Annotated in this window: 22 protein-coding genes; 7 read left to right on the top strand and 15 right to left on the bottom strand. The window is 59.7% G+C overall.

Annotation, left to right across the window (positions count from 1 at the left end):
• Nucleotides 1-8: 8 nt before the first annotated feature.
• The 4 genes from DWX63_RS04375 to DWX63_RS04390 all read right to left on the bottom strand — a co-directional run bounded on the left by DWX63_RS04375 (nt 9) and on the right by DWX63_RS04390 (nt 4,505).
• A complete protein-coding gene (locus DWX63_RS04375; RefSeq protein WP_117842917.1) occupies nt 9-887 on the bottom strand; it encodes a spermidine synthase in 879 nt (292 codons plus the stop codon).
• The gene (locus tag DWX63_RS04380) at nt 888-2,795 is read right to left on the bottom strand and encodes an elongator complex protein 3 (RefSeq protein WP_117842918.1); all 1,908 of its coding nucleotides are present in this window, start codon (nt 2,793-2,795) and stop codon (nt 888-890) included.
• A 97-nt stretch (nt 2,796-2,892) separates the two neighbouring features.
• Entirely contained in the window at nt 2,893-3,789 is an 897-nt protein-coding gene (locus tag DWX63_RS04385) for a DUF4097 family beta strand repeat-containing protein (RefSeq protein ID WP_117842919.1), read from the bottom strand.
• Nucleotides 3,789-4,505, bottom strand: a complete 717-nt coding sequence (locus DWX63_RS04390) for a helix-turn-helix domain-containing protein (protein WP_117842920.1) — start codon at nt 4,503-4,505, stop codon at nt 3,789-3,791. The genes DWX63_RS04385 and DWX63_RS04390 overlap by 1 nt, the downstream gene beginning before the upstream one ends.
• A 267-nt stretch (nt 4,506-4,772) precedes the next feature.
• On the opposite strand from DWX63_RS04390, the gene DWX63_RS04395 reads away from it, so the two are divergent.
• From DWX63_RS04395 to DWX63_RS04405, 3 genes are all read left to right on the top strand, one after another.
• Nucleotides 4,773-5,645 (top strand): hypothetical protein, encoded by an 873-nt coding sequence (locus tag DWX63_RS04395; RefSeq protein WP_117842921.1) that lies wholly within the window; start codon nt 4,773-4,775, stop codon nt 5,643-5,645.
• Between the two features lie 118 nt (nt 5,646-5,763).
• Complete coding sequence (locus DWX63_RS04400) at nt 5,764-6,603, top strand: tRNA (guanosine(46)-N(7))-methyltransferase TrmB (protein WP_117842922.1); 840 nt, start codon at nt 5,764-5,766, stop codon at nt 6,601-6,603.
• A gap of 310 nt (nt 6,604-6,913) precedes the next feature.
• Nucleotides 6,914-9,595: an RNA helicase gene (locus DWX63_RS04405; protein ID WP_117842923.1), complete on the top strand. Its 2,682-nt coding sequence runs from the start codon at nt 6,914-6,916 to the stop codon at nt 9,593-9,595.
• A gap of 80 nt (nt 9,596-9,675) precedes the next feature.
• Here the strand turns inward: DWX63_RS04405 and DWX63_RS04410 are convergent, their stop codons facing one another.
• The 6 genes from DWX63_RS04410 to DWX63_RS04435 all read right to left on the bottom strand — a co-directional run bounded on the left by DWX63_RS04410 (nt 9,676) and on the right by DWX63_RS04435 (nt 15,741).
• Nucleotides 9,676-11,433, bottom strand: coding sequence for a DUF2130 domain-containing protein (locus tag DWX63_RS04410; protein WP_117842924.1), 1,758 nt, complete (start codon nt 11,431-11,433; stop codon nt 9,676-9,678).
• A gap of 140 nt (nt 11,434-11,573) precedes the next feature.
• Nucleotides 11,574-12,119 (bottom strand): metallophosphoesterase, encoded by a 546-nt coding sequence (locus DWX63_RS04415; protein ID WP_233514465.1) that lies wholly within the window; start codon nt 12,117-12,119, stop codon nt 11,574-11,576.
• 66 nt (nt 12,120-12,185) lie between these two features.
• On the bottom strand, nt 12,186-12,365 hold the full coding sequence (locus tag DWX63_RS04420; protein WP_117655200.1) for a hypothetical protein: 180 nt from the start codon (nt 12,363-12,365) through the stop codon (nt 12,186-12,188).
• An 18-nt stretch (nt 12,366-12,383) separates the two neighbouring features.
• Nucleotides 12,384-12,710 (bottom strand): HIRAN domain-containing protein, encoded by a 327-nt coding sequence (locus DWX63_RS04425; RefSeq protein WP_117776063.1) that lies wholly within the window; start codon nt 12,708-12,710, stop codon nt 12,384-12,386.
• A gap of 422 nt (nt 12,711-13,132) precedes the next feature.
• Nucleotides 13,133-14,512, bottom strand: coding sequence for an aldehyde dehydrogenase (locus DWX63_RS04430; RefSeq protein ID WP_117842926.1), 1,380 nt, complete (start codon nt 14,510-14,512; stop codon nt 13,133-13,135).
• Between the two features lie 8 nt (nt 14,513-14,520).
• On the bottom strand, nt 14,521-15,741 hold the full coding sequence (locus DWX63_RS04435; protein WP_117842927.1) for an iron-containing alcohol dehydrogenase: 1,221 nt from the start codon (nt 15,739-15,741) through the stop codon (nt 14,521-14,523).
• 254 nt (nt 15,742-15,995) lie between these two features.
• Here DWX63_RS04435 and DWX63_RS04440 point away from each other — a divergent pair, with 254 nt between their 5' ends.
• On the top strand, nt 15,996-16,559 hold the full coding sequence (locus DWX63_RS04440) for a ferritin family protein (protein ID WP_070097113.1): 564 nt from the start codon (nt 15,996-15,998) through the stop codon (nt 16,557-16,559).
• 241 nt (nt 16,560-16,800) lie between these two features.
• Here DWX63_RS04440 and DWX63_RS04445 read toward each other — a convergent pair whose 3' ends face one another.
• Nucleotides 16,801-17,682 (bottom strand): hypothetical protein, encoded by an 882-nt coding sequence (locus tag DWX63_RS04445; RefSeq protein ID WP_117842928.1) that lies wholly within the window; start codon nt 17,680-17,682, stop codon nt 16,801-16,803.
• A 537-nt stretch (nt 17,683-18,219) separates the two neighbouring features.
• Nucleotides 18,220-19,659 carry a PLP-dependent aminotransferase family protein gene (locus DWX63_RS04450; RefSeq protein ID WP_117842929.1) on the bottom strand — a complete coding sequence of 480 codons (1,440 nt, stop codon included), beginning with the start codon at nt 19,657-19,659 and terminating at the stop codon, nt 18,220-18,222.
• Nucleotides 19,660-19,804: 145 nt separating this feature from the next.
• Here DWX63_RS04450 and pdxS point away from each other — a divergent pair, with 145 nt between their 5' ends.
• Nucleotides 19,805-20,695, top strand: coding sequence for a pyridoxal 5'-phosphate synthase lyase subunit PdxS (gene pdxS / locus DWX63_RS04455; RefSeq protein ID WP_117842930.1), 891 nt, complete (start codon nt 19,805-19,807; stop codon nt 20,693-20,695).
• A 20-nt stretch (nt 20,696-20,715) separates the two neighbouring features.
• The gene (pdxT, locus tag DWX63_RS04460; protein ID WP_117842931.1) at nt 20,716-21,303 is read left to right on the top strand and encodes a pyridoxal 5'-phosphate synthase glutaminase subunit PdxT; all 588 of its coding nucleotides are present in this window, start codon (nt 20,716-20,718) and stop codon (nt 21,301-21,303) included.
• Between the two features lie 433 nt (nt 21,304-21,736).
• Here the strand turns inward: pdxT and DWX63_RS04465 are convergent, their stop codons facing one another.
• Nucleotides 21,737-22,645 carry a hypothetical protein gene (locus DWX63_RS04465; protein ID WP_117842932.1) on the bottom strand — a complete coding sequence of 303 codons (909 nt, stop codon included), beginning with the start codon at nt 22,643-22,645 and terminating at the stop codon, nt 21,737-21,739.
• A 152-nt stretch (nt 22,646-22,797) separates the two neighbouring features.
• Nucleotides 22,798-24,147, bottom strand: a complete 1,350-nt coding sequence (locus DWX63_RS04470) for an MFS transporter (protein WP_233514466.1) — start codon at nt 24,145-24,147, stop codon at nt 22,798-22,800.
• 271 nt (nt 24,148-24,418) lie between these two features.
• On the opposite strand from DWX63_RS04470, the gene DWX63_RS04475 reads away from it, so the two are divergent.
• Complete coding sequence (locus DWX63_RS04475) at nt 24,419-24,829, top strand: peptide deformylase (RefSeq protein ID WP_117842934.1); 411 nt, start codon at nt 24,419-24,421, stop codon at nt 24,827-24,829.
• 75 nt (nt 24,830-24,904) lie between these two features.
• Here the strand turns inward: DWX63_RS04475 and DWX63_RS04480 are convergent, their stop codons facing one another.
• Nucleotides 24,905-26,425: an aminotransferase class I/II-fold pyridoxal phosphate-dependent enzyme gene (locus DWX63_RS04480; protein WP_117842935.1), complete on the bottom strand. Its 1,521-nt coding sequence runs from the start codon at nt 26,423-26,425 to the stop codon at nt 24,905-24,907.
• Between the last annotated feature and the right edge of the window lie 162 nt (nt 26,426-26,587).

Raw genomic sequence — 26,587 nt, forward strand, 5'->3', positions numbered from 1 at the left:
GGGGAGACTTACTTGTCGTGAAGGACGGTGCCGAGGAAGTCGGCGTTAAAAGGCACGGCTTCGGCGAAGACATAGTCGCCGTCGCTGGCGATGAGCAGGTAGTTCTCCTCGCCGCCAAATTCCGCGTCGCCGCAGGGAACCACCCAGGCATGCGCAAACACCTCGAGCGCCGTGGCAACGCAACCGCGCAGGAACGTCACATCGCTCCCCTCGTTCGCACTCACGATATTGGCCGCATAGATACCGCCGGGGTTCAGGCTGCCCCGCACCAAACGCAGCGCCTCAATCGTCGCCAGCTCGCGCACGGGCTCGGCACCGCCAAAGCAATCGCTCACGACCGCATCGTAGCGACGATGCCCCACACTCGTCACGCCCAGATACGAGCGAGCCTCAGCGGTAATCACCCGCAGGCGATCGCCCACCGCGTGCTCCAGCTCGTCTAGGTAGAACCAACGACGCGCCAGACGTGTAATCTCGGCGTCGTACTCAATGACGTCCATGCGCAAACTCTCGTGCGACATCAGCGCGAACTTGGGATAGGCAAACCCTCCGCCGCCCAGCATAAGCATGCGGTCGATGCCATGACCATAAGCATCGCGCATGGCATCCTCGGCCTCAAACACATCGTCAAACGCACGATAGTACGCAAAGACGGGCTCTGCCCAACGCTCGCCAACGTAGGTCGCGCTTTGGTAGACGCTGCCTTGCACCAACACGCGGACTTCCTCACCGCTCTCATCGTGCACGCGCTTCACACGCGCCAACCCATTGCGGGTCCTCGCGACCTGCAGGCAGGCGGCGCGAACAGCGACGGCGGCCGCACCAAGCGCCGCGGCTCCCAGAGCAACGCCGGCAACGACGCCGGCAGAAACACTCGGCTTGTTCATCTAGAGCTCCTTTTGCAGATAGAGTCCATGGTCGTAAAAACCCAAATGGCGATAGTACTCACGCGTGCCGATCGCACTGATCACGTTGATGCGTGCATAACCCGCATCCCGGGCAATCTCGCACGCACGCTCTACGAGCAAACGCCCCAATCCATGGTGCTGGGCTGCCTGGCCTTGATCCCCCACGCGCGCCGCCATGCCATACACGTGTACCTCGCGAATCATCGCCTCGTCCGGCGTCGTCGGCAACTCGTCCGCATGCGCGGCAACAAATGCGCGATCGGGCAGCGACAGCCGCAAAAAGCCCGCAATCTTGCCCTGCGGCGTCACCCACTGCAAAAAGCGCTCGTGCGTCACCGGCGTCTCGTACGTCACTTCTTCGTCAAGGGCCAACTCGTTCAGGTCGGCACCCGCCGTGCTGATCTCGCGATAGCGAATCTCACGCACCGTCGCACCGTCACCCCGAGCAGCCAGGCGGTTCTCAACGAGCTGACGCAGGTTGGGCTTCTTGTTGCCCACCATAATGTCGTCGGAGCTAAAGTCGCGAATCATGCGGCTGATGCGGCAGAACGCCGGCGTCACCACGATGTCATCGGCCAGTACGTCGAGCAGCTCTTCCTCGGTATAGGGGCGCCACTCGCCACGCTCGTAACAGCCCACCAGGCGCGAACCCTCGATGAGCGCACACGGGTAGACCTTGACCTCGTCGGGCATAAAGGCGCCCTCGGTCATAAAGCGCTCGTAGTCGCGCTTGTCACCCTCGGGCGTGGCGCCCAGCAAGTTGAGCATAAAGTGCGCGTGAATCTTAAAGCCAAACAGGCGCGCAAGCGAAAACGCTCGCTCGATTTGTGCCACCGTAATACGGCGCTCGTTGATATCGAGCAGGTGCTGGTCGAGGCTCTGGATACCCATCTGAATCTTGGTGCAGCCCAGGCGGCGGATAAGCGTAAGCGCCTGCGGCGTTACGGCATCGGGGCGCGTCTCGATAACGAGTCCCACCACGCGATGCTTCGCCGTCTCGTTGATGCGCTGCTGTTGCTCAAGCTCCTCCATCGTTGCCGTCTGCCACTCGGCGACTGCGCCCCAAGGCGTGCCGGGGCCGTACAGACGACGCACCGCGCGGTTATAGCCACCCTCGGCAGCATCCACACGCCCTTGCACGCCGGCAACGCCGGCGGCAAGCTCGGCCTCATCGGTCGCAATACCGGCAGCCCTATAGCGCTCGCGACGCTCCGCCACCACCGGCGGCAGGGCATCGGCGGGAGCGTCATCGAGCAGGCGCCCCGCCTCGGCACGGCTGATGCCCGGACGTGCCAGCATGGGGTTAGCCGCCACGCCCGCCACGGCGTCTTCATTGAGCGCACGGAAGAGCTCCGACATAAACCATGCCTGATACCCCTGCGGATAGTCGCTCCAGGTACCACCGAGCACAATGAGCTCGATCTTATCGGTCGCATGCCCCATCTGCGAAAGCGCGGTCAAACGAGCGCTCACCTGCAAATACGGGTCGAAGCAGTTTTGCTCCGCACGGGCGCATGCCGGCTCGGCGTGCAGATAGCTCTTGGGCATGCGCAGGTCGTTGGGGCAAAACAGGCAATCGCCCGAACAGGGCCACGGCTTGGTAATGACGGTAATGGTCGCCACGCCCGAGGCCGTTCGGCGCGGCTTCATACGCAGCACCTGCAGCAGTCGACGTTCCAGCTCGGCATCGACATTCCACCCAGCCCAACGAGCCGGCTCCTCACGCTTCACCCGCTGGTAGAACGGCAGCAGACGGCGCTTGGCCAAATCGCGTTTGTCGGCACCCTCGCGGCGCGCCTCGGCATGTATCAACTTGACGAGCGCCTTGTCGTCCACGGTCTCACCGCGACGCAGAGCCTCGAGTATGTTCAAAATAATCTGTTCCATGCCCCCATTGTAAAGGCAAAGGCGCCGGAGCCCGTCACGGCCCCGGCGCCTCCATCAAAGAGCATGCCTATATGCACCGATCTCCGAAAACCGCATGTCACTCCGGATCAAACGACATGTCGCCCGAACCGACCTCAAAACGATACGTAGCAGACTTATCGCCGTTATCGAATTCAAGATTCAAAATGGTCTCGCCGTCGTAGTCAAGCGGAAGGAAATCGCTCTCGAAGTCGCCGCTGCCCAAGGTGAGGCTCGCCTTAAAGCCCGTCGAGTTCGGAACCGTCATCTCCACATCGCCCGAGCCCACACTCACGTCCATCGACTTCGCGGGGGCCTGGTAAAGCTCGAACGTCACATCGCCCGAACCGACCTCAGCGCTGAGCGCATCAGTCACGCTGCCCGTAAACTCTACATCTCCCGCACCCAGGAAAAGGTCGAAACCATCACAGATGACACCGGCAATCTGCAGATCGCCCGAGCCCACGTGCGCGTTGACTCCCTTCAGATGTTCGGCAACACGGCGCGGCAGCTCGACCGTAACTGAGCGATCGATTGCCTTACCGTCGTCACTTCCAAACTGGGAAACCTTGAGCGTCGAGTCCTCGACGGATGCGATGTTTTGCGTCGCGGCCTTGGAGGCATCCATACCCTCGGCAACGCGCCCCCGCTCGATAACGCGAGCCTTGTTGCCATCAACAACCTTGACGTCCACCGAAGCCGCATTGATATCGAAATCGAGGTAGCGGAACTCATCGGCATCAAAAGTCGTGCTCGAAAGCTGCTGAGGCTGAGCGGAATACTTACCGCCATCGTTCAAAACATCGGCGTCAACCGCATCGTCCCTACCGGACAAGCCGGATGCAATAGTGCCGAGATCCCACGGACCATCAAAATGAATCCATGTCCGCGAAGCGCCAAAGACAAGCCCAACAATAAGCACAAACGCTCCGATGCCAACGCCCAGACGCACCTTCGATTCATGCGAGAGTTTCATTATTCATCACCTTCTTTGGCGCTCGGATCAACGGGGGTCGCGGTAGCCACGTCGGTATCAACCGCAGGGGAATCATCCTGAGCCCTGGATGCCACCGGCGCCGGACCAACCTGAATATTCCCGCGCGCCCAATCGCCGTCGAGCGCACGCGCCACCCAGTGATAGATGGGGATCGTAAAGAAGATCAGTGCGGCAAAGGGGGCACCACCAAACAGGAACATCAGTAAAAAGAACAGCAGCCAGCACACGGCCCAATACGGAAACGACTGGAACGGACCTTTCACTGGAGTCGGATTGACCGCGCCAGCGCTCGTCGCTTGCGCCGTCGCGGCGTTAGCCGCCTGTGCGCTCCAACTTGCAGCTTGCGCCGCCTTGGCCGCAGCATCACTCGCCTGTGTTGCCGCCTCGGTAGCGCGCGCTGCCGCCTCGTGGGTACGGGCGCGCTCGGCCGCCTCGGCCTCGCGCTGGCGAGCACGGTCCTCGTTCTCAAACTCGATATCGTCCTCGATCTCGTCGCTCGGATTGAGTAGCTCGTCCCGACTCACACCATAGAGCTTGGCAAGCGAGATCAGGTTCTCGGTATCAGGCGAGCTCTCCGCGCGCTCCCATTTACTGACCGCCTGGCGCGACAGTCCCAGCTTTCGCGCCAATCCTTCTTGGCTAAAGCCCTTGCTGCGGCGAAGGTCGGCGAGCCGCTGAGCAGTTTCTACATTCATGGTTCCTCCTATGCGATGCCAGCCGTGCCGCCGGACCGTTTTTGTTCTTAAGGCGCCTTGCACAGTTAAAAATCTATCCGCCACCGCCAAAAGCATGCCACCTATTCTAGTGAGATTTTTGACAACCGGAGGTTGCGGGCGCATATGAGCTGCGGAAATGTGTCCAAACAAAGCAATGACCCGCAGCTCGGTTGTCCCCGTTGCGGCGTTAACGGTAGTATGGTCGTACTGTTTATTCCGCACCGCCAACGGAGGGAGTTCCGCGCCGTGAACCGCGATTTCGCCTCATCGCTCATTCAGCTCAACAATACGTTCTATCGCGAGCACTCCGCCTCCTTCTCCGATACGCGCCAGGCACCGTGGCCCGGCTGGGTACGCACCATGGACATAGCGCTCGAGCAGCTCGACGTCGCCACGATCGAGCATCCCGTCCGCGTCTTCGATCTTGCCTGCGGCAACATGCGATTCGAGAACTTTGCCGCCGGCGGCGCACTTGCCGCCAAGGGCGTCGACGGCGCAAACCCCTCGGCAGATGCCAGTTGCCCGTTTGAGTTCTATGGTGTTGACTCGTGTCAGGATTTGGCTATCGATGCGCACGGTCACGCCCTGCGCATTCCCAACCTGCACTTCCAGGAACTCGACGTACTCGATGCCCTCATGAAGCTCAACCCCGCCGAGACACCCGACGTGCTTTTCGACGCCCCGCTCGCCGACATCTCGGTCTGCTTTGGCTTTATGCACCACGTGCCGTCATGCGAGTACCGCGTACGCGTGCTCGACGCCCTGGTGCGCCAGACGCGCCCAGGCGGCATCATCGCCATCAGCTTTTGGGAGTTTATGAACGACGAGCGCATGGCGCGCAAGGCCGTTCGCGCCGAAGCCCGCGCCGAGCTCACCCCGCCGTTTGAAAGTTACGATTCCGCGCAGTTTGAAGCCGGCGACCACCTCATTGGCTGGCAAAACGACCGCCACGCCTACCGCTATTGCCATCACTTTGACGATCAGCAGATCACCGACCTGGTGCGCGGCGTGCGCACATTCTACAAGAGCGGCGAGGTCCCCGTGCGCGAGCTTGAGCGCTTCCATGCCGACGGTCGCAGCGGCGAGCTCAACCGTTACGTGATTCTCAAGCGCCTGTAGGCATCGGCGACTTGCCGCCGAGCCGCACCGCAACTTTCGGGCAAGCTATGCCCCACCCTTTTCAACCCATTGATGGAACGTGCTGCCATGCGTTCCATACTCATGATCAAGGAGCCTCATGGGAGCCGTCCACGTTCGCACGCCTAAGAACTTTGTGCTCGAAGAGCGCCTGGAGCGCTACGCCGATGCCATCGAGACGAGCCCCGAGAGCTATACCGGACATTGGCGTGAAGCATGTACGCCGGCTGGTGGCAAGCCCTTCGCCCGCCTTCACCTGGATCTGGGCTGCGGCAAAGGCACCTATCTGGTTGAGCGAGCCCACTGCGAACCCGACACTCTCTTTATCGGCATGGACCAGGAGCCCATCTGCATTGCCTATGCCGCCCAGAAGATTTGCGAGCAGGAGCTGCCCAATGCGCTTGTGCTGCCCCGAGGCGCCGCATCGCTGCCGCGGCTGTTTGCCGCAGGCGAGCTCGACGCCATAACCATCAACTTTCCCACGCCGCAGCCCAAGGCCAAGTACGCCAAAAAACGACTCGTCCATGTCGACCATCTGATGCTCTACCGCCCGCTCTTTTCAGCCGGCGCCACCGTCACACTGCGAACCGACAGTAAGCCATTGCGCGACTACGCCCTGGGGCAGTTTGCCACGGCCGGCTACGACACGCTTTGGGTAAGCGACGACGTCCGCCGCGACCATCCCGAGCATCCCGAGACCGAATACGAATGCCGCACGCGCGAGATGGGTGCCGTCGTCTATGGCATTTGCGCCACACCCGGCGCGCAGCCCAGCAATGAACAGCTCGCGGCGGGCCGCGCGCAGGAGCAAAGCCTTGCCTGCTACCTGCCCGAAAACCTCGATGAGCTCACCTATGTACCTCTGGGCATGGAAGAGGCCGTCGAGAACTTTAGAAACCGCGCCCGTAAAGGCAAGAAGCGCCTGCCGCAAGAGTCCTAGGGGCTTCTGATGGTCGCGGCGTCGGCAAACAAGCGCAAATTGGCGCCAGCGAACGGCCCTCAAACCTAAGTGAGTAGACTTTTTTTGCAATAGCCAGGCACAGCCCGCATAGCGAAACATAAAACCGCAGGTAGAACCCTTGCGCAAAAGTCATGTGCTCGCAATATCGCAAAAAGTCTACTCACTTGGCTAGCGACTACACTAAACGGCTGGGCAGAACGCCCATTTCCTGCATTTTCTTGCCTGCGAACGCATCGATGCGACGCTACGCCATAATAGTTGGCGGACAATCGCGAGAGAAAGCAAACACATGGCACAGACCACGACAGATATCGCCGCCAGCACCGTCTCCGGTGCCGGAGCCGCCAGTTCATTCTCGGGCGGCACGGGAACCGAAGCCGAATTCGGCTCGCTCGGTGCGCTCTCCCCCACCTGGTGGGAGCCCGAGGACGGCAGCGAGCCCGAACCGTGGCTCACGCCCGACCAGGCCTTCGAGCGCTTCTTTGAATGGACGAGCGACCGCGGCATTGAACTGTGGGACCACCAGGAAGAGGCCCTCATGGACCTGGCAGCCGGCGATCACGTCATTCTGGGCACGCCGACCGGATCGGGCAAATCGCTCGTCGCACTGGGCATGCTCTTTATGGGCATGGCGCAGGGCAAGCGCTGCTATTACACGGCCCCCATCAAGGCCTTGGTCAGCGAAAAGTTCTTCGACCTGGTGCAGGTGCTCGGCCGCGATAACGTCGGCATGATCACCGGCGACACGCATATCAACACCAAGGCACCCGTCATCTGCTGCACGGCCGAGATTCTTGCCAACGACGCACTGCGCGAGGGCGAGGACGCCGATGTTGGCTGCGTCGCCATGGACGAGTTCCACTACTTTGCAGACCCCGACCGCGGCTGGGCCTGGCAGGTGCCGCTGCTCACTCTGCCCCATACGCAGTTTATGCTCATGAGCGCCACGCTCGGCGATGTCACCGCCATCGCCGCCTCACTCGAGGAGCACACCGGCGCTGCCTGCGACCTGGTCGTCGACGCCCCGCGTCCTGTTCCGCTGAGTTACGACTATGTGACGACCTCCCTCGAGGGCACGGTCGAGCTCGCCATGCGCCGCGACGAGGCCCCACTCTATATCGTGCACTTTAGCCAGGATGCCGCACTTGCGACGGCACAGTCGCTCGCCAATTTTGGCATTGCCAACAAGGAGCAGCGCGAGGCCATCAAGGAGGCGGCCAAGGGCACGAGCTTCTCGACGGCCTTCGGCAAAATCCTCAAGCGCTTGCTCGGATGCGGCGTCGGCGTGCACCATGCTGGCATGTTGCCGCGCTACCGCCTGCTGGTCGAGCGCTTGGCGCAGCAGGGCCTGCTACCCGTCATCTGCGGCACCGATACGCTCGGCGTCGGTATCAACGTGCCCATCCACACCGTGGTGCTCACCGCGCTCACCAAGTTCGATGGCTATAAGATGCGTCGTCTGCGCGCCCGCGAGTTCCATCAGATTGCCGGTCGTGCCGGCCGCTCGGGCTTCGATACCGAGGGCATGGTCATCGCCGAGGCACCCGAGCACGAGATCGAGAATGCCAAGCTTATGGCCAAGGCGGGCGACGACCCCAAAAAGCTCCGCAAGATTAAAAAGAAGAAGGCCCCCGAGGGCTTTGTCACCTGGAACAAGCAGACGTTCGAGCGCCTGATCGAGACGCAGCCCGAGACACTCAAGCCGCGCCTGTGCATCACGCACTCCATGGTGATTAGCGTGGTCGAGCAGGGTGGCGATGCCCGAGCCCGCGTACACGACCTCATCGAGACGAGCCTGCAGACCCCTGAGGAAAAGGCTAAGCTCGAGGTTCGTGCCGACGAGATCTTCGCCACGCTCATCGATTCCGGCGTCGTCGTGCGCACCGAGGTGCCGCCCGCACCCAACGCTCCGGCTGACGCCGCGCCGGACATCGACTACGCACTGACGGTCGACCTGCCCGAGGACTTTGCGCTCGACCAGCCGCTCTCGCCGTTTTTGCTTGCCGCGTTGGAGCTGCTCGATCCCGAGAGCGAGACCTATACCATGGACCTGATCTCGATGGTCGAGGCAACGCTCGAGGATCCCAAGCAGGTGCTGCGTGCTCAGGAGCGCGCAGCGCGCGACCGCGCGATGGCCGAAATGAAGGCTGACGGCGTCGAATATGAGGAACGCCTGGAGCGCATCCAGGATGTCACCTACGAAAAACCGCTCGAGGACTTGCTCGACGCCGCCTTCGACAAGTACTGCCAGGAAGTGCCCTGGGCAAACGACTACCAGCTCTCTCCTAAAAGCGTCCTGCGCGATATGCTGGAAAGCGCGAGCGATTTTAAGGGTTACATTCAAAAGCTCGGCATCGCCCGCTCCGAGGGCATTTTGCTGCGTTACCTGGCAGAGGCCTACCGTTCGCTCGACCGCACCGTGCCCATCGAGAAGCGCGACGAGCGTCTGCGCGACATTATCTCGTGGCTCGGCTTTGTGGTGCGCTCGGTGGACTCGAGCCTGGTGGACGAGTGGGAGAACGCCGGCAACCCGGCAGCCCTCGATGCTGCGCCGCCGCAGGGCATCGACGAGGTCGTGGCGGACCGCCGCGGCTGCACGCTGTTGGTGCGCAACGCGCTCTTCCGCCGCGTGACCCTTGCCGCCCGCGAGCACGTTCGCGACCTGGGCGAGCTCGACGACGACTGGGGCATGAGCGAGATCCGCTGGCAAAAAGCACTCGACGCTTACCACGAGCAGCACGAGGAAATCCTCACCGACGGAGATGCCCGCAGCGCCGCGATGTTTTCCATCGACGAGTCCGACGAGAAGACCGCGCACGTATGGCACGTGCACCAGATCTTTGCTGACGAGGATGGCGACCACGATTTTGGCATCATGGGCGATGTCGATCTGGACGCCACGCAAGACGGCGGCGAGGTAATCTTCAAGAACTACCGTGTCGGCTTTATCGAGGACCTGCTCGAGGACTAGCCGGGCGCAATGGGACGAAACAAAGCGGGGCCGCTGGCAACATCGCCAGCGGCCCCGCTTTTTGCGCGATACGCTATCCCCTACTCGGCATCCTCGACCTCATACGAATCCGCCTCGGCTGGCTCATCGTTTGTCTCTGCCGCAGCCCCGCGTGCCTCGTCAAACGCTGCTTTCATGGTCTTGTTGCCCCACGTGAGCTTGCGAATGGTAAGATCGTCGGCTTTCTTGTTGGCAAGGCGCAGATTGTTCTCGGAGGACAGCAACGCCTCCTTGGTTTTCTGCAGATGGCTAATCGTCTTGTCGATCTCATCGATTGCCGTTTGGAACTTGCGGCTCGCGATCTCGTAGTTGCGGCCGAAATCGTTCTTGAACTTCTCCATCTTGGCTTCGAAGTTCGTGACATCGATATTCTGCTGCTTGTACTCCGCCAGCTCCTGCTTATAGCGAAGCGAACCCATGGCGGCATTGCGCAGCAGCGTAATGATGGGAATGAAGAACTGCGGGCGAATCACATACATCTTCTCGTAGCGATAGCTCACGTCCACGATTCCCGCGTTATAGAGCTCGCTCTCGGGCTCGAGCAGCGTGCAGAGCACCGCGTACTCACAGCTTTTCTGGCGACGATCGTGATCGAGTTTCTTAAAGAAGTCCTCGTTTTTATGCTTGGTCGCGGTCTCGTCATTCTCGTTTTTCATCTCGAACATAATTGAGATGACCTCGTTGCCGCTCGCGTCGCACTCGCGGAAGATAAAGTCGCCCTTGGTGCCCTCGGACGCATCGTTATCTTTCTCGAAGTACGCATTGGGAAACGCCGTCATGCGCAGACGGTTGAACTCGGTCTCGCAGTGCTGCTCGAGCGACTCGCCCACCATCTTGGTGGACAGGCGAACCTTCATATCCTTAAGGCGCTCGATCTCTTCATCCTTGTAGCGAATCAGATCATCGCTCGCACGTTTGGCCTGCGCAAGCTCGAGCTCGTGTGCCGCCTTGGCCTGTTCCTCGCGCGAATCGCGCACTGCCAGCTCGCTCGTCAGTTTGGCACGCGCCTCATCACGCTCACGCTCCGCCGCGGCGACCGCCTCAGACAGGCTCATTTTTGCCATCAGCTCCTGCTCGCGCAGCTTCGCACGCAGACCCTCGGCCTCCTGCTCAGACTGAGCCCTTGCGGCGGAAAACTTCTCTTGCACCTTCGCGCGATAGTCAGTAAGCGCGCGCTCGGCCTCGCTGCGAGCGGCATCGAGCTCACGCTGCGACTCTGCCGCGGCAGCGGCAAGCGCCATCTCCTGGGCCTTGTCCGCCGCGGCGAGCCTGGCCTGCAGCTCGGCAATCTGAGCGTCGCGCGCGGACAGGTCGTTTTGAGCAGCATTGCGTGCCGCCGCCTCGGCAAGCCTGGCTTCATCATCTTTGCGCTCCAACTGCGCACGTAAATTGTCGATCTCGCGCTGAAGCTCGGCATTCTCCTTTTGAGCATCGGAACGGGCCTCAACCGCCGCGCGCTGACTTGCACTCTCGCGCTCTGCGGCAGCGCCTTCGAGCTTGGCGCGCAGCTCGGCAAGCTCAGCGTCGCGCTTGGCAACCTCTTGCGCCAGCTGCTGAGCTGCAGCATTCTTCTGCTCGACAAGCTGAGCGTCGCGCTGAGACTCTGCCTTTTGCAAAGCAGCCGTCGAGCGCGAGCGCTCAAGCTCCAGTGCCTGCTCGCCCTCGCGCTGGACCGCCTTCACGCGCTCATCCAGGTCGCGCGAGAACTCGGCATCGCGCACCTGCTTGACGATATCCGCATAACCGGACGCATCGACCTTAAAAACTTCTCCGCAATGCGGGCACTTGATCTCGTTCATGGCAGCTCCTCGATGGACGCATATTTCAACCGCCTACACTCTACCGCGCCGCACGGACAAAAAAGACGCCGCCGCCATAATGGCAACGGCGCCAGAACCACCACAAAGGTGCCTGCCCCCTTTGTGGTGGCTCTGGCGCCCTATAACCCAAAGAAGCTAAGAATCTGGTCACGGCTTACGGGCTTGCACTCGTTGGCATCGAGACCGACATCGTAGCGAAAGATAGGGCGCTCGCGATCGCGGTTGCGTGCATTGGTACGGTCTCCCCTGCTGTGGATGTGCCCGTGCAGCATGATGGCGCCGCGCGCCTTGCCATTCCAGCTGAGCATGGGGTAATGGCTCAACACCAGGCGATGGCCCTTGGCATAGCCGGGAGCAATCTCCAGGTAATCGCGCACGTCTTCCCAAATCTGCGGTACGTCGGGATCTTCCCAGTCGCCGTCATGGTTACCACGGATGAGCGTCACGTTCTGACATTCGATACGCTCGCGCAGGCGCATCGCCTCCGCCAGGGGCAAACGATAGGTAAAGTCTCCCAAGATATAGAGACGGTCGTCCGCCGCCACGCACTCATTGACGGCATCGATGACCTTGCGGTTCATCTCCTCGACCGAATCAAACGGCCGATCCATATCGTGCAAGATATTCGTATCGCCCAGGTGCAGGTCGGCGGTAAACCACATCATCGTCTCTGTCCTCATTTCGCAACGTGTTCAACTCGTGCTAAGTATACAGACGCAGCGATGCAGCGGTTATCCAAAGAGCCCGCCGAACAGTCCGCGGCGGCGCTTGTCTTGCTTTTTCGAAGCGTCGCCCTGGGCGTTCTTGTCCTGCCGCTTCTTCCGGTCCTGCTCCAGCTCATCATCGTCGATCAGCATATCCCACTCAAACGGGTCGTCCGTCAGATCGAACAGGTCATCGTCATCAAACATGACCGCCTCCATTGCCGATTAGCGAGCATCCACCACATAGAGACCAACGCGCACCTGATGCCACGGGCTGCGCTCGGGAGCAACCTGTTGCACGCGAGCCTCAAATACGTCCTCGTGGCCGTAATACATCATCAAGGACAGCGGGCCGACCTCGTTTCCCGGAACATACCCAAGCTTGGTGTTGCCGTAGTAGATCGCAACCGCCTCGGGATCATGGGGGTTATCGCGCTCGGCACACAGCGTCAGTTTAACGCCCGCTTTAAGATCGCCCAAGACCAAGGCGCCATCGGCATACTGAAATCCTGCAATATGAAACGACAAAAGAACACGTGAAGGCTCGTACATGGCAACTCCTCTAACGACCGAATAAACCGGCACTTAACCTTACTGAGAAGCTTACGGGCCCGTGCGGACAAAATTTCACCCGCTCGCACCTTTCGCCCATTTGCCGCAACGCTTGCGAGACAGAGCGCTTGCAGATAAGATAGAGGCACGGATGGCACCCGTTGCAGCGGGTCTTGCCAACTCCAGTGCACGTTTACATCGTGAGAAGTGGCCGTCTTCGCTTACGCGGGGGCGGCTATTTCATTCGGCCGATAAACAGGCCGAGTTCGATAGCCGCGATTAACAACGCCAGTAACGAAATAACATCGCTTACGTTCATACCAATTCCCTTCTAAAGGGAGTTGGCCCATCCGTACCCCATAGCAGTAGTCTAACGTAAATGGCAGGTAATAGGAACATTTGTTCGTATTACCTGCCATTTTCTAATGCACGAATATGCGCACGAACTTGTGCTTCCAGCTCTCATAAGGGGCGTAGCGGAACGGCACGTCCAGCCACGTTGCCTTGTTCACGATGCTCTTCTTGTGGCTAAACGTATCGAAGCTCTCGCGGCCATGGTACTGGCCCATACCGCTCGCACCCATGCCGCCGAAGCCCATATGACTCGTAGCCAAGTGCATGATCGTGTCGTTAACGCAGCCGCCGCCAAAGGGCACGTAGCGCACAAAGCGCTCCTGAACTGCGCGATCCTGGCTAAAGATATACAGGGCCAGCGGCGTCGGACGATCTGCAATAAACGCCTCGGCCTCATCCAGGCTCTCAAACGTCAGCACCGGCAAGATGGGACCGAAAATCTCTTCCTGCATCACGGCGTCCTCAGGCGCCACGCCGTCTAGGATCGTCGGCTCAATCTTGAGCGACGACTCGCGCGCCGTGCCTCCCAGCACAACCTTGTCGGGGTCGATCAGCCCGCGCACGCGCGCAAAATGCTTGGCGTTGACGATATGACCGTAATCCTCGTTGTCGAGCGGATGCTCGCCAAACATGCGACGGGTCTCCTCCCTGATGAGGCCCAACAGCTCATCGTGTACGCGCGTATCGACCAGCAGGTAGTCGGGCGCCACGCAGGTCTGCCCCACGTTGAGCCATTTACCAAAGGCGATGCGCCGTGCCGCGACTTTTAAGTTTGCCGTGGCATCCACAATGCAGGGGCTCTTTCCGCCCAGCTCAAGCGTCACGGGCGTCAGGTTTTTACTTGCGCGCTCCATGACGAACTTGCCGACCGGAACGCTACCGGTAAAGAAAATCTTGTCCCAGCTCTCGTCGAGCAGCGCCTCATTCTCGGCACGGCCGCCTTCGACGACCGTCACCAGGCGCGGATCAAATGCTTCCTCGCAAATCTGCCTGAGCACCGCGCTCGATGCCGGAGCATAGGCACTCGGCTTGATGACCACGGTATTGCCCGCGGCAAGGGCGCCGGCAAGCGGCTCGAGCGTTAGCAAAAACGGGTAGTTCCAGGGCGCCATAATGAGCGTGACGCCATAGGGCACGGCTTGCGTTTTGCACACACTCACGGCGTTGGCGAGGTCACACGGACGCAGGCGCGGACGGCTCCATCGAGCCACATGCGCAATCTGATGACGAATCTCGGAAAGCGAGGTGCCGATCTCACACATATAGGCCTCGTCATGCGACTTTCCCAAATCGGTCTTGAGCGCATGGGCAATATCGGTCTCGTGTGCCCGCACCGCCTCGCGCAGGCGCACGAGGGCGCGACGTCGAGCATCGACATCAAACGTGGCGCGCGTCTTAAAGTAGGCGCGCTGTTCGCCGACAATGCGCGCGATTTCCTCGGTGTTCATGGGCCCTCCTAGTTCTCATCCTCAAACATACCACCCGCGACGACCTCGTACATACGCTCGAGCTCCAAACGGTCCATCAAAAGTGGAACGGGGTATAGCGGATTGGCCTCGGCATCGGCATGGGCCGCCATTTGCGGAATATCGGAGCGGCGAATGCCCGTCACATATTTGGGAATGCCCAAGGCGGCATTCATGCGGTCGACCCAATCGATAAAGGCCTCGGCCGCAAGACTGTCCTGCGCGTTAGCCGGCGCGATACCGGCCATGCGAGCAAGATCGGCAAGCTTGGGGGCGGCGGCGTCACCATAAGCGCGAAGCATGTGCGGCAGGATGATCGCGTTGGCCAAACCGTGCGGAATTCCGTATCGGCCGCCCAGACTGTGCGCGATGGCATGCACGTATCCGACATAGGAGCGGGTAAATGCAACACCCGCTTTATACGCCGCCGAAAGCATATTGCGACGAGCGCGCATGTCGTCGCCATGCTCATAAGCCTCGGGCAAATTGTCGTGGATGAGCTGGACCGCCTGACGCGCCATCTTGCGCGTGTAGGGCGTGGTGCTACGGCCGATAAAGGCCTCGACGGCATGCGTCAGGGCATCCATGCCCGTCTGCCCCGTAATGGAGGCGGGCAGGCCGCGTGTAAACTCGGGGTCGTGCACCGCAAAGCGCGGGATAAGCACAAAGTCGTTAATGGGGTACTTGTAGTGCGTCTCGTCATCGGTGATAACCGCCGCGAGTGTGACTTCGCTTCCCGTACCGGCGGTAGTGGGAACCGCAATAAGCAGCGGCAGGAGACGGTGGACGCGCAACAGGCCACGCATCTTGTTGATGGGCTTATTTGGCTGTGCGATGCGTGCGCCCACACCCTTGGCGCAGTCCATGGCCGAACCGCCACCAAAGCCGATAATGGCCTGGCAGGCGCTCTCGCGATACAGGGACGCCGCTTCCTCCACGTTTGAGACCGTGGGGTTCGCACGCGTTTCGGCATAGACCGTAACACCAATCCCCTGAGCCGTAAGCGCGCGCTCGAGTGATGCCGTGAGTCCCAAACGAGCAATACCAGGGTCTGTCACGATAAGGACCTTCTGGATCGAGCGCTTTTGAAGCACCGCGGGCACATCCTCGGCATGCTCCAAAATGCGCGGTTCGGTATAGGGCAGGATCGGCAATGCGATGCGAAAAGCCGTCTGATATGTTCGGCACCAGGCACGACGGGCTAGATGCATAAAGGAAACTCCTTCATTTGTTGATAGGTCAACATTTGCTCGACCGATTGTACTCATCGGCGTCCGCATATGGCTTGCAAATCGTTAATCAATCAACATCTTCACATGCCCAAAATTGTTTTATTAAAAATCATTCCTAATAGGCTTCACATTCGGTCTCATTTATGGATAATAGAACTCGTCAAGACGCACGTCCGGAGAGGGCCCTTACGGGACCGGACGAGCGCACCATCGCCATCGATCGAAAGGATCGAATTATGAAGTTTGTTTGCCCCGTTTGCGGTTATGTGGAAGAGTTCGACGGCGACCAGCTGCCCGAGGATTTCAAGTGCCCCCAGTGCGGCGTTCCCGGCTCTCGCTTCCTGAAGCAAGAGGAGGGCCAGCTCGAGTGGGCTGCCGAGCACGTCGTGGGCGTCGCCAAGATGGAGGGCGTCTCCGAGGACATCGTTGCTGACCTGCGCGCCAACTTTGAGGGCGAGTGCTCTGAGGTCGGTATGTACCTGGCCATGGCTCGCGTCGCTCATCGCGAGGGCTATCCCGAGATCGGCCTGTACTGGGAGAAGGCTGCTCACGAGGAGGCCGAGCACGCCGCCAAGTTCGCCGAGCTCCTGGGCGAGGTCGTGACCGACTCCACCAAGAAGAACCTCGAGATGCGCGTTGAGGCCGAGAACGGCGCCACCGCCGGCAAGACCGATCTTGCCAAGCGCGCCAAGGCCGCTGGTCTCGATGCCATCCACGACACCGTGCACGAGATGGCTCGCGACGAGGCCCGCCACGGCAAGGCTTTCGCCGGTCTGCTCAAGCGCTACTTTGGTTAAGCCAACCGCCTGAGAGACAATCTCTAGCTCGATAAGGCCCGGACCGCATGGTCCGGGCCTTTTTCGTGTCTAGCGAACCAGTTAACGTCCCAAAAAAGGACCACCTTCGGCATCGGCTTCGCGTCAAAAACTAAGTGAGTAGCCTTTTGGGAACTTGTCGAGCAGACCATCCGTATTGCTTTATAAAACCTCAGGTAGATAGCTTGCCGCAAAACAATCTGGTCGCCATCACGCTAAAAGTCTACTCACTTAGATTTGCAACCGTCCATGATCGGGCCTTTTTGTGTCTAACGGGCATCTTTTTGTCGATTTCTCCCAGTTTTGACCAGTCAACGAATAGCTCAGACCGAAGTAATGCCTCGGCCCCTTGCTCCTCCAAGCTTTTATCGCGATATTCAACATCGAGCAACCTGCACACGGCCTTAACAATCGCGTGGAATCTATCCTCATCGGATATCTGTCCGTGTGTCAGGAGAAATACATCGTAGCCCATGGCCTGAAGCGCCGTCATGCGGTCGGCGTCACGCAAGCCATCCCCGGCTCGCCCGTGTGAGCCCTTTCCTTGGCATTCAATGGCCACCTGTCGCTCTCCGTCCGGCGAAGACAGAAGTAGGTCAATGTATACGCGGGACTTGCCTACAATCGCCCGAGCACTTGCGCTTAGCGCCACTTCGACATTAAGCTCTATGCCGCAAAAACCTTCGCCTCCCAGGGATCGTGGCAACCCAAGCAACAAATACGTCTCAACCTCAAAAGGCGATGCGGCACCCAGTGGAACGAGATGAGATACCGCGACAAATCGCTTGCCGTAACGCATCCCACAAACATCTGAGCAAAAACGGTCAAGGTCTTCGCCCAAAACCAAAGCGTCGCGCCGCCATAAATTTGAGGCGGCGCCGTCCTCGGACGGACAGCGCGCCCAACCCAAGGTTGCCGGAATCGCGCCCGACTCAATTGCACGCGAAAGCTCTGCCTCGAGTGCTGCTGGCAAGGCACAAACCGTAAACAAGCCGCACATCTCCGCCAACACCAAAAGAAGCTGGAGATCCGTCAGATGCCGCGACATGATGAATGCCGTCAGCAGAGGAGACGTAACCAAAAACCCATATTCCGTTTCCAGCACGGATTCCCTGGGGAACTCGCCTAGGAACAGCCGCTGCCTAATGCTGACAGGGCAAGTCCGCTTGCCTCTCGTCCGAACCAATGTATACAGCGGAAAGCCGAGCACAACCGTAGCCGTCGGGTTACGGGCGAGCTCGCATCGCCGCCGGTCTTCTTCCGGTCGCGGGAGCGGCGGACACAGAGCGCGGGCCTGAGGGGGCAAGCGCCAGTACTTAAAAGCCGATATGTCACAAAGTAGATCCTTCATAGGCACAGGAAAACACGGATTTCAACCCGGGCGCTCACGCATTGGCGCGAACGCGCCGAAAAGGGCGCCGAACGGACTACTTAGTTTTCAACAGCCCTCCCCAACTGGCCAAAAGCTTGCCAAAAGCTGGACGGAGCGCTGTTGAAAACCCCATATCTTCTCAAACGGAAGCTTTGCGCAGCAAGTGAGTAGGCTTTTTGGAACTTGCCGAGCAGACCATCCATTTTGCTTTATAAAGCCGCAGGTAAATGACATGTTGCAAAACGGTCTGGTCGCCAAGGCGCCAAAAGTCTACTCACTTAGGCTGCAGGGCGTTCCTGTCAACTGCGACTCCAGGGTTTTTAGCTCTTTTGGACTCAGGTCGTCATACTGGACAAGAATTCGAGTTGATTTTTCTGGGACAGATACGCCATTGGCGCACCAAAAACAGTCACCGATATCGGTAAAAGGAATATTCGAACGCGTGAGGGCATGCGTAATAGAGTTTTCATCCGTGTCACGCCCTGCGGCTACGACGCAGTAAAGGCCGGCATCCGCGTGCTCGATCGAAACCTCCCCCGCCGGAAATGCCTTCCGTACAAGCGTCGCCAGGCCATCACGCGCCTCGCGAGCACGAACGCGTACGCGGTTCACATGTCGCTCGTAATCGCCTGATTCCAGTAAACGAGCCAAAGCGACCTGGTCAACAGAACTCACCGACGAGGCGTAAAAGCCAAGGTTGCGCCTAAACCGTTCCATCAGCTCATCGGGCAGGACCATATACGCCAAACGCAGGGCCGACGACAGACTTTTTGAAAACGTGTTGGTGTAGATGACCGATTGGGCGGCATCAATCGACGCGAGCGCGGGAATCGGCTTACCGGCAAGGCGAAACTCGCAATCAAAGTCATCTTCGATGAGATACCGGTCCGGCTGCTCGGCGGCCCAGCTCAGCAGGGCATAGCGACGCGCAATGCTCGTCACAAGGCCGGTCGGATACTGATGGGACGGCATCAGGTGAAGGACATCCGCCCCGGTTTTCTGCAGAGCGCTCAAGTCCACGCCCTCACCGTCCAACGGGATATGCCGCACTTCGCAACCCATGGCCTGATAGATGCGCGTCAAACGCAAATACCCCGGATCCTCAACGGCATACACCTTGTCCGCGCCAAGCAGCTGAACCAACATGGTATCGAGCAACTGGGCGCCCGCACCGATAACGATGTTGTTGGGGTCGACATTCATACCCCTTGTCCCGCGCAGATGGTGAGCAATTGCGCGTCGTAGCCGAACGGTGCCCTGCGCCGGCGCGGGCGAAAAGATTTCACGTTCGTCTTCGGACGTCAGTGTCGCCCGTAGCGCGCTTTGCCAAAGTCGCGCCGCCTCCAAAGCGGAAGGAGAAAGAGCCTCGAACTGCTTGGTCTGTCCGTCGGAATCATGCGCGCTGGGGCCAACAGAGACAGCATCTCGGTCGATATCCCCCGCTGCCAAAGACAAAACCGGTGCATCGGGAAGCTCGCACGCGTAGTAACCACGCCGCGGCTTTGAGCAAATATAACCCTCGGCAAGCAACTGGCTATATGCATTCTCGATGGTAATGACACTGATTCCCAGATGACTCGCAAAGGCGCGCTTGGACGGCAGATGCTCCCCCGCCGCAATACGTCCAGCTACGATATCATCTCGAATTTGCTGGTAAATATACTCATAGAGCGATGCTTCGCCGCGGTTTTCCAAATTATAGTCAAGCATGAGTTTGTCACCTGACCTTATCGAGTCATTCAATCTGGTATTAGTCTGACCTTGTTATTATCTCGAAAATTGAGTATTTCGCCATGCCCAGCTCCCCGATAGGATGTTCCGTCAAGCAATACACATGCCAACCAAGGGAGCAACCATGGCAGAACAGACCAGCAAGGCCGATCGCGTTAAACTCAACCGCGAGCTCGCGCAGATGCTCAAGGGCGGCGTCATCATGGACGTCACCACGCCCGAGCAGGCACGCATTGCCGAAGAGGCGGGCGCCTGCGCCGTCATGGCACTCGAGCGCATCCCGGCCGACATCCGCGCCGCAGGCGGCGTCTCGCGCATGAGCGACCCCAAGATGATCAAGGGCATTCAAGAGGCCGTCTCCATCCCCGTTATGGCCAAGTGCCGCATCGGCCACATCGTCGAGGCGCAGGTCCTTCAGGCCATCGAAATCGACTACATCGATGAATCCGAGGTTCTCTCCCCCGCCGACGATGTCTACCACATCGACAAGACCCAGTTTGACGTCCCGTTTGTCTGCGGTGCCCGTGACCTGGGCGAGGCGCTGCGCCGCGTCGCCGAGGGCGCCACGATGATCCGCACCAAGGGCGAGCCGGGCACGGGCGACGTCGTTCAAGCCGTGCGCCACATGCGCAAGATCAAAAAGCAGATCCGCGACGTTGTTGCCCTGCGTGACGACGAGCTCTTTGAGGCAGCCAAGCAACTGCAGGTGCCGGTCGAGCTGGTCCGCGAGGTCCATGCCACGGGCAAGCTCCCCGTCGTGAACTTTGCCGCCGGCGGCGTAGCGACCCCCGCCGACGCCGCGCTGATGATGCAGCTGAGCGCCGAAGGCGTCTTTGTCGGCTCGGGCATCTTTAAGAGCGGCGACCCCGCCAAGCGCGCAGCCGCCATTGTCAAGGCCGTGGCAAACTTCACCGACGCCAAACTCATCGCTGAGCTTTCGGAGGACCTGGGCGAGGCCATGGTCGGCATCAACGCCGACGAGATCGAGATCATCATGGAGGAGCGCGGACGCTAGTCCAGCAGAAAGGATCGCACATGAGCGATTACGCAGACCAGACGGTCGCCGTGCTGGCGGTCCAAGGTGCTTTTGCCGAGCACGAGGCGAGGCTGTCCGAGCTGGGCGCACGTTGTATTGAGCTGAGGCAGGCGGCTGATTTGAAGCAGGACTTTGACCGTCTAGTACTTCCCGGCGGCGAGTCTACCGTTCAGGGGAAGCTGCTTGATGAGCTGGGCATGCTCGAGGAGCTTCGTGCCCGCATCGCTGAAGGCATGCCCGTCCTGGGCACCTGCGCCGGCCTGATTCTGCTGGCTCATGACCTTGCCGCCCATGACGATAAGGGCACGCCGCGTTTGGCAACCATGGATGTGCTCGTTGAGCGCAATGCCTATGGCAGACAGCTCGGCAGCTTTCGCACCAAGGGACAGGTAGACGGCATCGACGGTGAAGTGCCGCTGACGTTTATCCGCGCGCCCCGCATCGTCGAGGTCCACGGCGACGCCAAGGCCTTGGCAGAGGTCGATGGCCGCATCGTCGCCGCCCGCGAGGGCAACCAGCTCGGCGTAACCTTCCACCCCGAACTCGATAAAGACACCCGCCTCCACGAACTGTTCCTACAAATGTAGGCGGAATAGAAACGAGCGTGGATTTTCGCACACACAACAAATGAGAGTGGATAATCTCCCACTTTGAGCTTGAATGCAGGCTCAAACCGGGAGATTATCCACTCTCGTGCTATGTAGTCGTTGGGGACGTTCTTAAACGACCAGTCAAACAAGAACGTCCCCAACGACCAGTCATTTAAGAACGCCCCCAATGACTATGTGAAAAGAGGACGGCATAGACCTTCTGGTCATGCCGTCCTCTTTGTATAGCGAATCATGAAGGCGTCGCAGGTTGAGCATAAGTCAGCGAAAACGCCCCTAAGCGAGCAAGGTGACGTGAAATGAAAGGGCGCTGACCTTCTGGTCGCGCCATTGAAATTGAACGTCAGATTGCCGCTTAGGGGCGTTTGCAGCGTCGAGCCGTTACGCGGGTTGGTAAACCCGCGTAACCCAACTAGAAACGGTTGCCACGGAAGCCGCCACCGTTGCGGCCGCCACGATCGCCACCGCGACCGCCGCGGTCGTTACCACGGTTGCCGCCGAAGCCGCCACGGTTGCCACCGCGGTCACCATAGCCGCCACGGTTGCCGCCGAAGCCGCCGCGACCGCCACGGTCGCCGCCACGGTCACCAAAGCCGCCACGGCCGCCACGATCGCCACCGCGACCGCCGCGGTCACCGCCGCGGCCACCGCGATCGCCAAAGCCACCGCGGCCACCACGGTCGCCGCCACGGCCACCGCGATCGTCACGACCACCGCGAGGACCGCGGTCCTCGTCCAGGCCCATGGCGACGAGCGGAGCGATAACCTTATCGAGAGCGGCCATCAGCTCGGTGGCCTCCTCGTAAGAAAGCTCGGGCAGGAGCTTCTCCTTCTTATTGGCAAGCTCGACCAGGCCCTCAGCGGCATCCTCGGCAGCGAAGACAACGATCTTGCGCATATCGCCCTCGGCGTCGTCGATGCGGCCGACCAGGTCGGCAGCCTCGGCCTCGGCCATCAGGCCATCGAGCTCACGAAGGCGCATGCCCAGCAGGTCGGACATTTCCTTCTGCTCCATCTTGGGCTTGAGGTCAAGAAGCTTGATGGCGCGCTCGATGTTCGCCATGCGCTCGGCCTTGGCCTCCTCCTCCTTGGAAATAGCAAAGCGACGGCTGCGCAGCAGGCGGGCGGCCTTCTGCATCTTGTCCATCAGCTCTTCGTCATCGTAATCAGCGGCGGCCTCGACAACCTCGGCCTCCTCGGCGGAAACCTCGTCAGCAGCCTCAACCTCGGCAGCTTCGGTCTCCACAGTCTCGACTGCCTCAACCTCGGCAGCCATGGTCTCGTTCTCGGTCTCGTTCATGATCTCTTCGTTCTCAGACATGAGACTCCTTCTTGGCCCTCTCGGGCATCATCGCCCCATTCGCGGGGCCCGTCGCGCACTCTTTGCGCTTTAAACATTCATGCCTCTCGGCAAATCGTCCATTAGTTTATGGTGTCGTCACCCAATCTAACTGCAGAATCTATGTGCACACATTAATGCGACATGTGCGACTCGCGGCGAGCGTACACCAGCGACACCGCGAACCCGACAACGGCAATCACGGCCGCCACGCGCACGGCGGCTGCAAATCCTATCGCCTGGGCAACGTCCGACGCAACGCCTGCGGCGCCAGCAGCCACCGCAGAACTCGAAAGCAGGCCGATAAACAGCGACGGACCAAACGACGCGGCAATCATGTTCCACGTGTTAAGCAATGCCGTTCCGTGAGGATGCTCAGCGGCGGGGAGCGTCTCCAAACCGGCGGTCTGCGAGGGGCTCAGTACCAAACCGACGCCGGCATACACCACAACGGTCAGCAGCACGACAACGCCGATGTTCATGCTTGCCGCGGTCATCGAGATTGCCGTCTGCCCCACAGCGATCAGGGCAAAGCCGACCGGCAGCAGCGGCCACGCACCACGGGCATCCATCACGCGTCCGCCCACAATCGAGGTCACGGCGTTGCAGGCGATCGCCGGCAAAATGAGCAAACCCGCGACAAGTGCGGTCATGCCGTATGCGCCCTCAAAATAGAGCGGCAACAAAACGCTCATCGAGAACGTCGTCATCATCGACACCACCACAAGCAGACAGGCAGGCCAAAAACGAACGCTCGTCATGGGACGCACGTTGAGCACCGGATGGACGAGCTTGAGCTGACGGGCCGCAAACAGGCCGAGCAGCACAACCGCGGCGAAAAGCGTCACGATGCCGGCCATCACATTGGTCGAGAACTCGCCTACGGAATACACGAACGCCGTAATGCCGGCGGCGAGCAAAATAACCGACAGGATATCGAGCGAAACATCCAGGCGCTCTCCAACATTCCGAACGAGCTTTGCACCCGCCGCAGCGACCACAACACCGCCCACCAGCGGCACTACGAACACAGCCCTCCAGCCAAACAACGTGCACATAAGGCCGCTGATTACGGGGCCAAACGCCGGTCCCAACGTGATGCAGGCACCGCCCAGGCTCAGATACAGGCCGAGCTTCTCGCGCGGAGCACAAGACAGCACCACGTTCATCATGAGCGGAAACAAGATGCCCGATCCCGCAGCCTGCATAATACGACTCGGCAGCAAAACGGTAAACGACGGCGCGATCAGGCACAGGACTTCGCCGGCGACCATGCAGCCACATGCGAAAAACAGCAGCTTGCGCGTCGAAAAGCGTCCGGACAGAAAGGCCATGATGGCCGTAAAGATCGATGTCACGATCATGTAGCCCGAAACAAGCCACTGCGCCGTGGTGGCACCCACCGAAAAGGCCGCCATAATGTCGTGCAGCGCCACGTTAATGATGTTCTCGTTAAACGCGGCAACAAAGGCTGCGATATACATAACGATGAGAAACGCCGAAGTGCCCGATGGCGTTGCCCTAACTTGTTGCTGAGATTTGCTCCCCATGCATTTCCTTCCTCTTGGAACGACAATCGCATCGCCCCGGAGGAACAGTCCAGGGCGAGAATGAGCCCCAGACTTACGCCAGACGCCGCAACACGACGAATCTGGCCACATGGTCCAACGTCGAAAGATTGTAACGCGGACGCGCCGCTTTCCTTCCGCGCTATTATTAAAAGTCCACGAAAGCATGAGACATGAGGAGCCCGCCATGATTAAGCCCATCATGAAATCCGAGTTCTTTTTGCGCCTGCCCTCCGAAGACGCGGGTCCCGATGATGCCGCGACCGGGCAGGACCTCCTGGATACGCTCCACGAGCATGAGCACGAGTGCGTGGGCCTCGCCGCCAATATGATCGGCGTGCGCAAACGCATCATCTGCGTAAAGGACGGCAGCAAGTCGCTGCTTATGTACAACCCGCAGATTCTTGAGCAGGTCAATGCCTACCAGACGAGCGAAGGATGCCTCTCGTTGATCGGTGAGCGCCCCTGTACCCGCTACCGCCGCATTAAGGTGGAGTATTTGGACGAGAACTTCGTCCACCGCATCAAAAACTTCTCGGGCTACACCGCCGAGATTATCCAGCACGAAATCGACCATTGTCGCGGAATCGTTATATAGTTCCGCCGATTCAAGAAAGCTCCCTGCAGCAAAACAACTGCAGGGAGCTTTTCATAGTGCGGAGCTTCTATCCCACTAGCTCTGACGGTAATGGTCAAAGAAGTCGGCGAGGTCTTCGAGCGACTCTTTGAGCACTTCCATGCGCGGCAGGTACACGATGCGGAAGTGGTCGGGCTCGCCCCAGTTAAAGCCGCCGCCACGCGTGATGAGGATCTTCTTCTCGTGCAGCAGGTCGAGGGCAAACTGCTCGTCGTCGGTGATGTTGAACTTTTTAACATCCATCTTGGGGAAGATATAGAACGCCGCACGCGGCTTGACCACCGAGATGCCGTCGATCTTGCTGAGCGCCTCGTACACAAAGTTGCGCTGCTCGTAGACACGACCGCCGGGGCGGATGTAGTTGTTAACAGACTGATGGCCGCCGAGCGCCGTCTGGACGATTGACTGAGCCGGCACGTTGGAGCACAGGCGCATGTTCGAGAGCATGTTGATGCCCATAATAAAGTCGCTCATGCAGCGCTGGTTACCCGAAAGCACCATCCAGCCAATACGATAGCCCGCGATCATGTGCGACTTGGAAAGGCCGCTAAAGGTGACGCAGGGCAGGTCGGGAGCGAGCGAGGCAATCGAGACGTGCTCGTAGCCGTCCATGCACAGGCGGTCGTAGATCTCATCGGCAAAAATCATGAGCTGGTGCCTGCGCGCGATCTCAACGATGCCCTCGAGTACCTCGCGCGGATAGACCGAACCCGTGGGGTTGTTGGGGTTGATGATGACGAGGGCCTTGGTCGCGCTCGTGATCTTGGACTCCATATCCTCCAGGTCGGGATACCAATCCGCTTGCTCATCACACAGATAGTGAACGGGATGACCGCCGGCAAGGGTTGCGCACGCCGTCCAGAGCGGATAGTCGGGGCTGGGGATCAGAATCTCGTCGCCATTGTCGAGCAGCGCGTTCATCGAAAGCTGAATGAGTTCGGACACGCCGTTGCCCGTGTAGATGTGCTCCATCTGAACATTGGGCAGGCCCTTGATCTGCGAGTACTGCATGATTGCCTTGCGCGCGGAGAACAGGCCACGCGAGTTGGAATAGCCTTCGCAGTCGGGCAGCTGCTGGCGCATGTCCTTGATGACCTCATCGGGCGTGCGGAAACCAAAGGGCGCCGGATTACCGATGTTGAGCTTGAGAATACGCTCGCCCTCGTCCTCCATACGGGCGGCCTCGTCGACGACGGGGCCGCGCACGTCATACAGGACGTTATCGAGCTTGGTGGATTTAGAAAAAGTACGCATGGTGGTGCTCCTTGGAATTTGAGCTGAGGGATGGGGTTCGGGCTTGGGCACGTTGCGAGGCGATGATTCCTCGCCTTGATCGGCGTCACCGGCGAGCAGCCAGGAAACATCGACCTCCAAAATACGAGCGAGCAGCTCTGCCACATCGCGCCGCGGGATCGTCTTGCCGCTCACATATTGGCTCATCTGACTCTTGCCGAGTTTTTTTCCGAGCATCTCCGATGCGCGGATTACGTCCGACTGGCGAACGTCGCGATCGGACATGGCCTGTCGCAGGCGATCGCTAAACGTCTCTTGGGCCATTAGAACCTCCTTGCTGGCAAAGTTCAATTTATAGAACACGAATTGAACCTAAGTTCAATTTAGGCAGCAGTATAGCGCCGTACCTTATTCGGAAGTTCAATTTCACAAGAAAACGTACCGAACTCCGAGATTTGCCCAAGGCGGACAATGACGCGCACGCGT

The sequence above is a fragment of the Collinsella sp. AF20-14LB genome (assembly GCF_003459505.1).
Classification (GTDB): Bacteria; Actinomycetota; Coriobacteriia; order Coriobacteriales; family Coriobacteriaceae; genus Collinsella.

Coding starts and splice junctions, on each gene's coding strand:
- DWX63_RS04435 (WP_117842927.1), bottom strand. CDS start 15,741: ATGCATCTAGCCCGTCGTGCCTGGTGCCGAACATATCAGACGGCTTTT.
- DWX63_RS04415 (WP_233514465.1), bottom strand. CDS start 12,119: ATGATGTGGTTTACCGCCGACCTGCACCTGGGCGATACGAATATCTTG.
- DWX63_RS04405 (WP_117842923.1), top strand. CDS start 6,914: ATGGCACAGACCACGACAGATATCGCCGCCAGCACCGTCTCCGGTGCC.
- DWX63_RS04430 (WP_117842926.1), bottom strand. CDS start 14,512: ATGAACACCGAGGAAATCGCGCGCATTGTCGGCGAACAGCGCGCCTAC.
- pdxS (WP_117842930.1), top strand. CDS start 19,805: ATGGCAGAACAGACCAGCAAGGCCGATCGCGTTAAACTCAACCGCGAG.
- DWX63_RS04400 (WP_117842922.1), top strand. CDS start 5,764: ATGGGAGCCGTCCACGTTCGCACGCCTAAGAACTTTGTGCTCGAAGAG.
- DWX63_RS04385 (WP_117842919.1), bottom strand. CDS start 3,789: ATGAAACTCTCGCATGAATCGAAGGTGCGTCTGGGCGTTGGCATCGGA.
- DWX63_RS04375 (WP_117842917.1), bottom strand. CDS start 887: ATGAACAAGCCGAGTGTTTCTGCCGGCGTCGTTGCCGGCGTTGCTCTG.
- DWX63_RS04465 (WP_117842932.1), bottom strand. CDS start 22,645: ATGTCTGAGAACGAAGAGATCATGAACGAGACCGAGAACGAGACCATG.
- pdxT (WP_117842931.1), top strand. CDS start 20,716: ATGAGCGATTACGCAGACCAGACGGTCGCCGTGCTGGCGGTCCAAGGT.
- DWX63_RS04470 (WP_233514466.1), bottom strand. CDS start 24,147: ATGTATATCGCAGCCTTTGTTGCCGCGTTTAACGAGAACATCATTAAC.
- DWX63_RS04420 (WP_117655200.1), bottom strand. CDS start 12,365: ATGTTTGATGACGATGACCTGTTCGATCTGACGGACGACCCGTTTGAG.
- DWX63_RS04410 (WP_117842924.1), bottom strand. CDS start 11,433: ATGAACGAGATCAAGTGCCCGCATTGCGGAGAAGTTTTTAAGGTCGAT.
- DWX63_RS04450 (WP_117842929.1), bottom strand. CDS start 19,659: ATGCTTGACTATAATTTGGAAAACCGCGGCGAAGCATCGCTCTATGAG.
- DWX63_RS04480 (WP_117842935.1), bottom strand. CDS start 26,425: ATGGCCCAAGAGACGTTTAGCGATCGCCTGCGACAGGCCATGTCCGAT.
- DWX63_RS04475 (WP_117842934.1), top strand. CDS start 24,419: ATGATTAAGCCCATCATGAAATCCGAGTTCTTTTTGCGCCTGCCCTCC.
- DWX63_RS04390 (WP_117842920.1), bottom strand. CDS start 4,505: ATGAATGTAGAAACTGCTCAGCGGCTCGCCGACCTTCGCCGCAGCAAG.
- DWX63_RS04425 (WP_117776063.1), bottom strand. CDS start 12,710: ATGTACGAGCCTTCACGTGTTCTTTTGTCGTTTCATATTGCAGGATTT.
- DWX63_RS04380 (WP_117842918.1), bottom strand. CDS start 2,795: ATGGAACAGATTATTTTGAACATACTCGAGGCTCTGCGTCGCGGTGAG.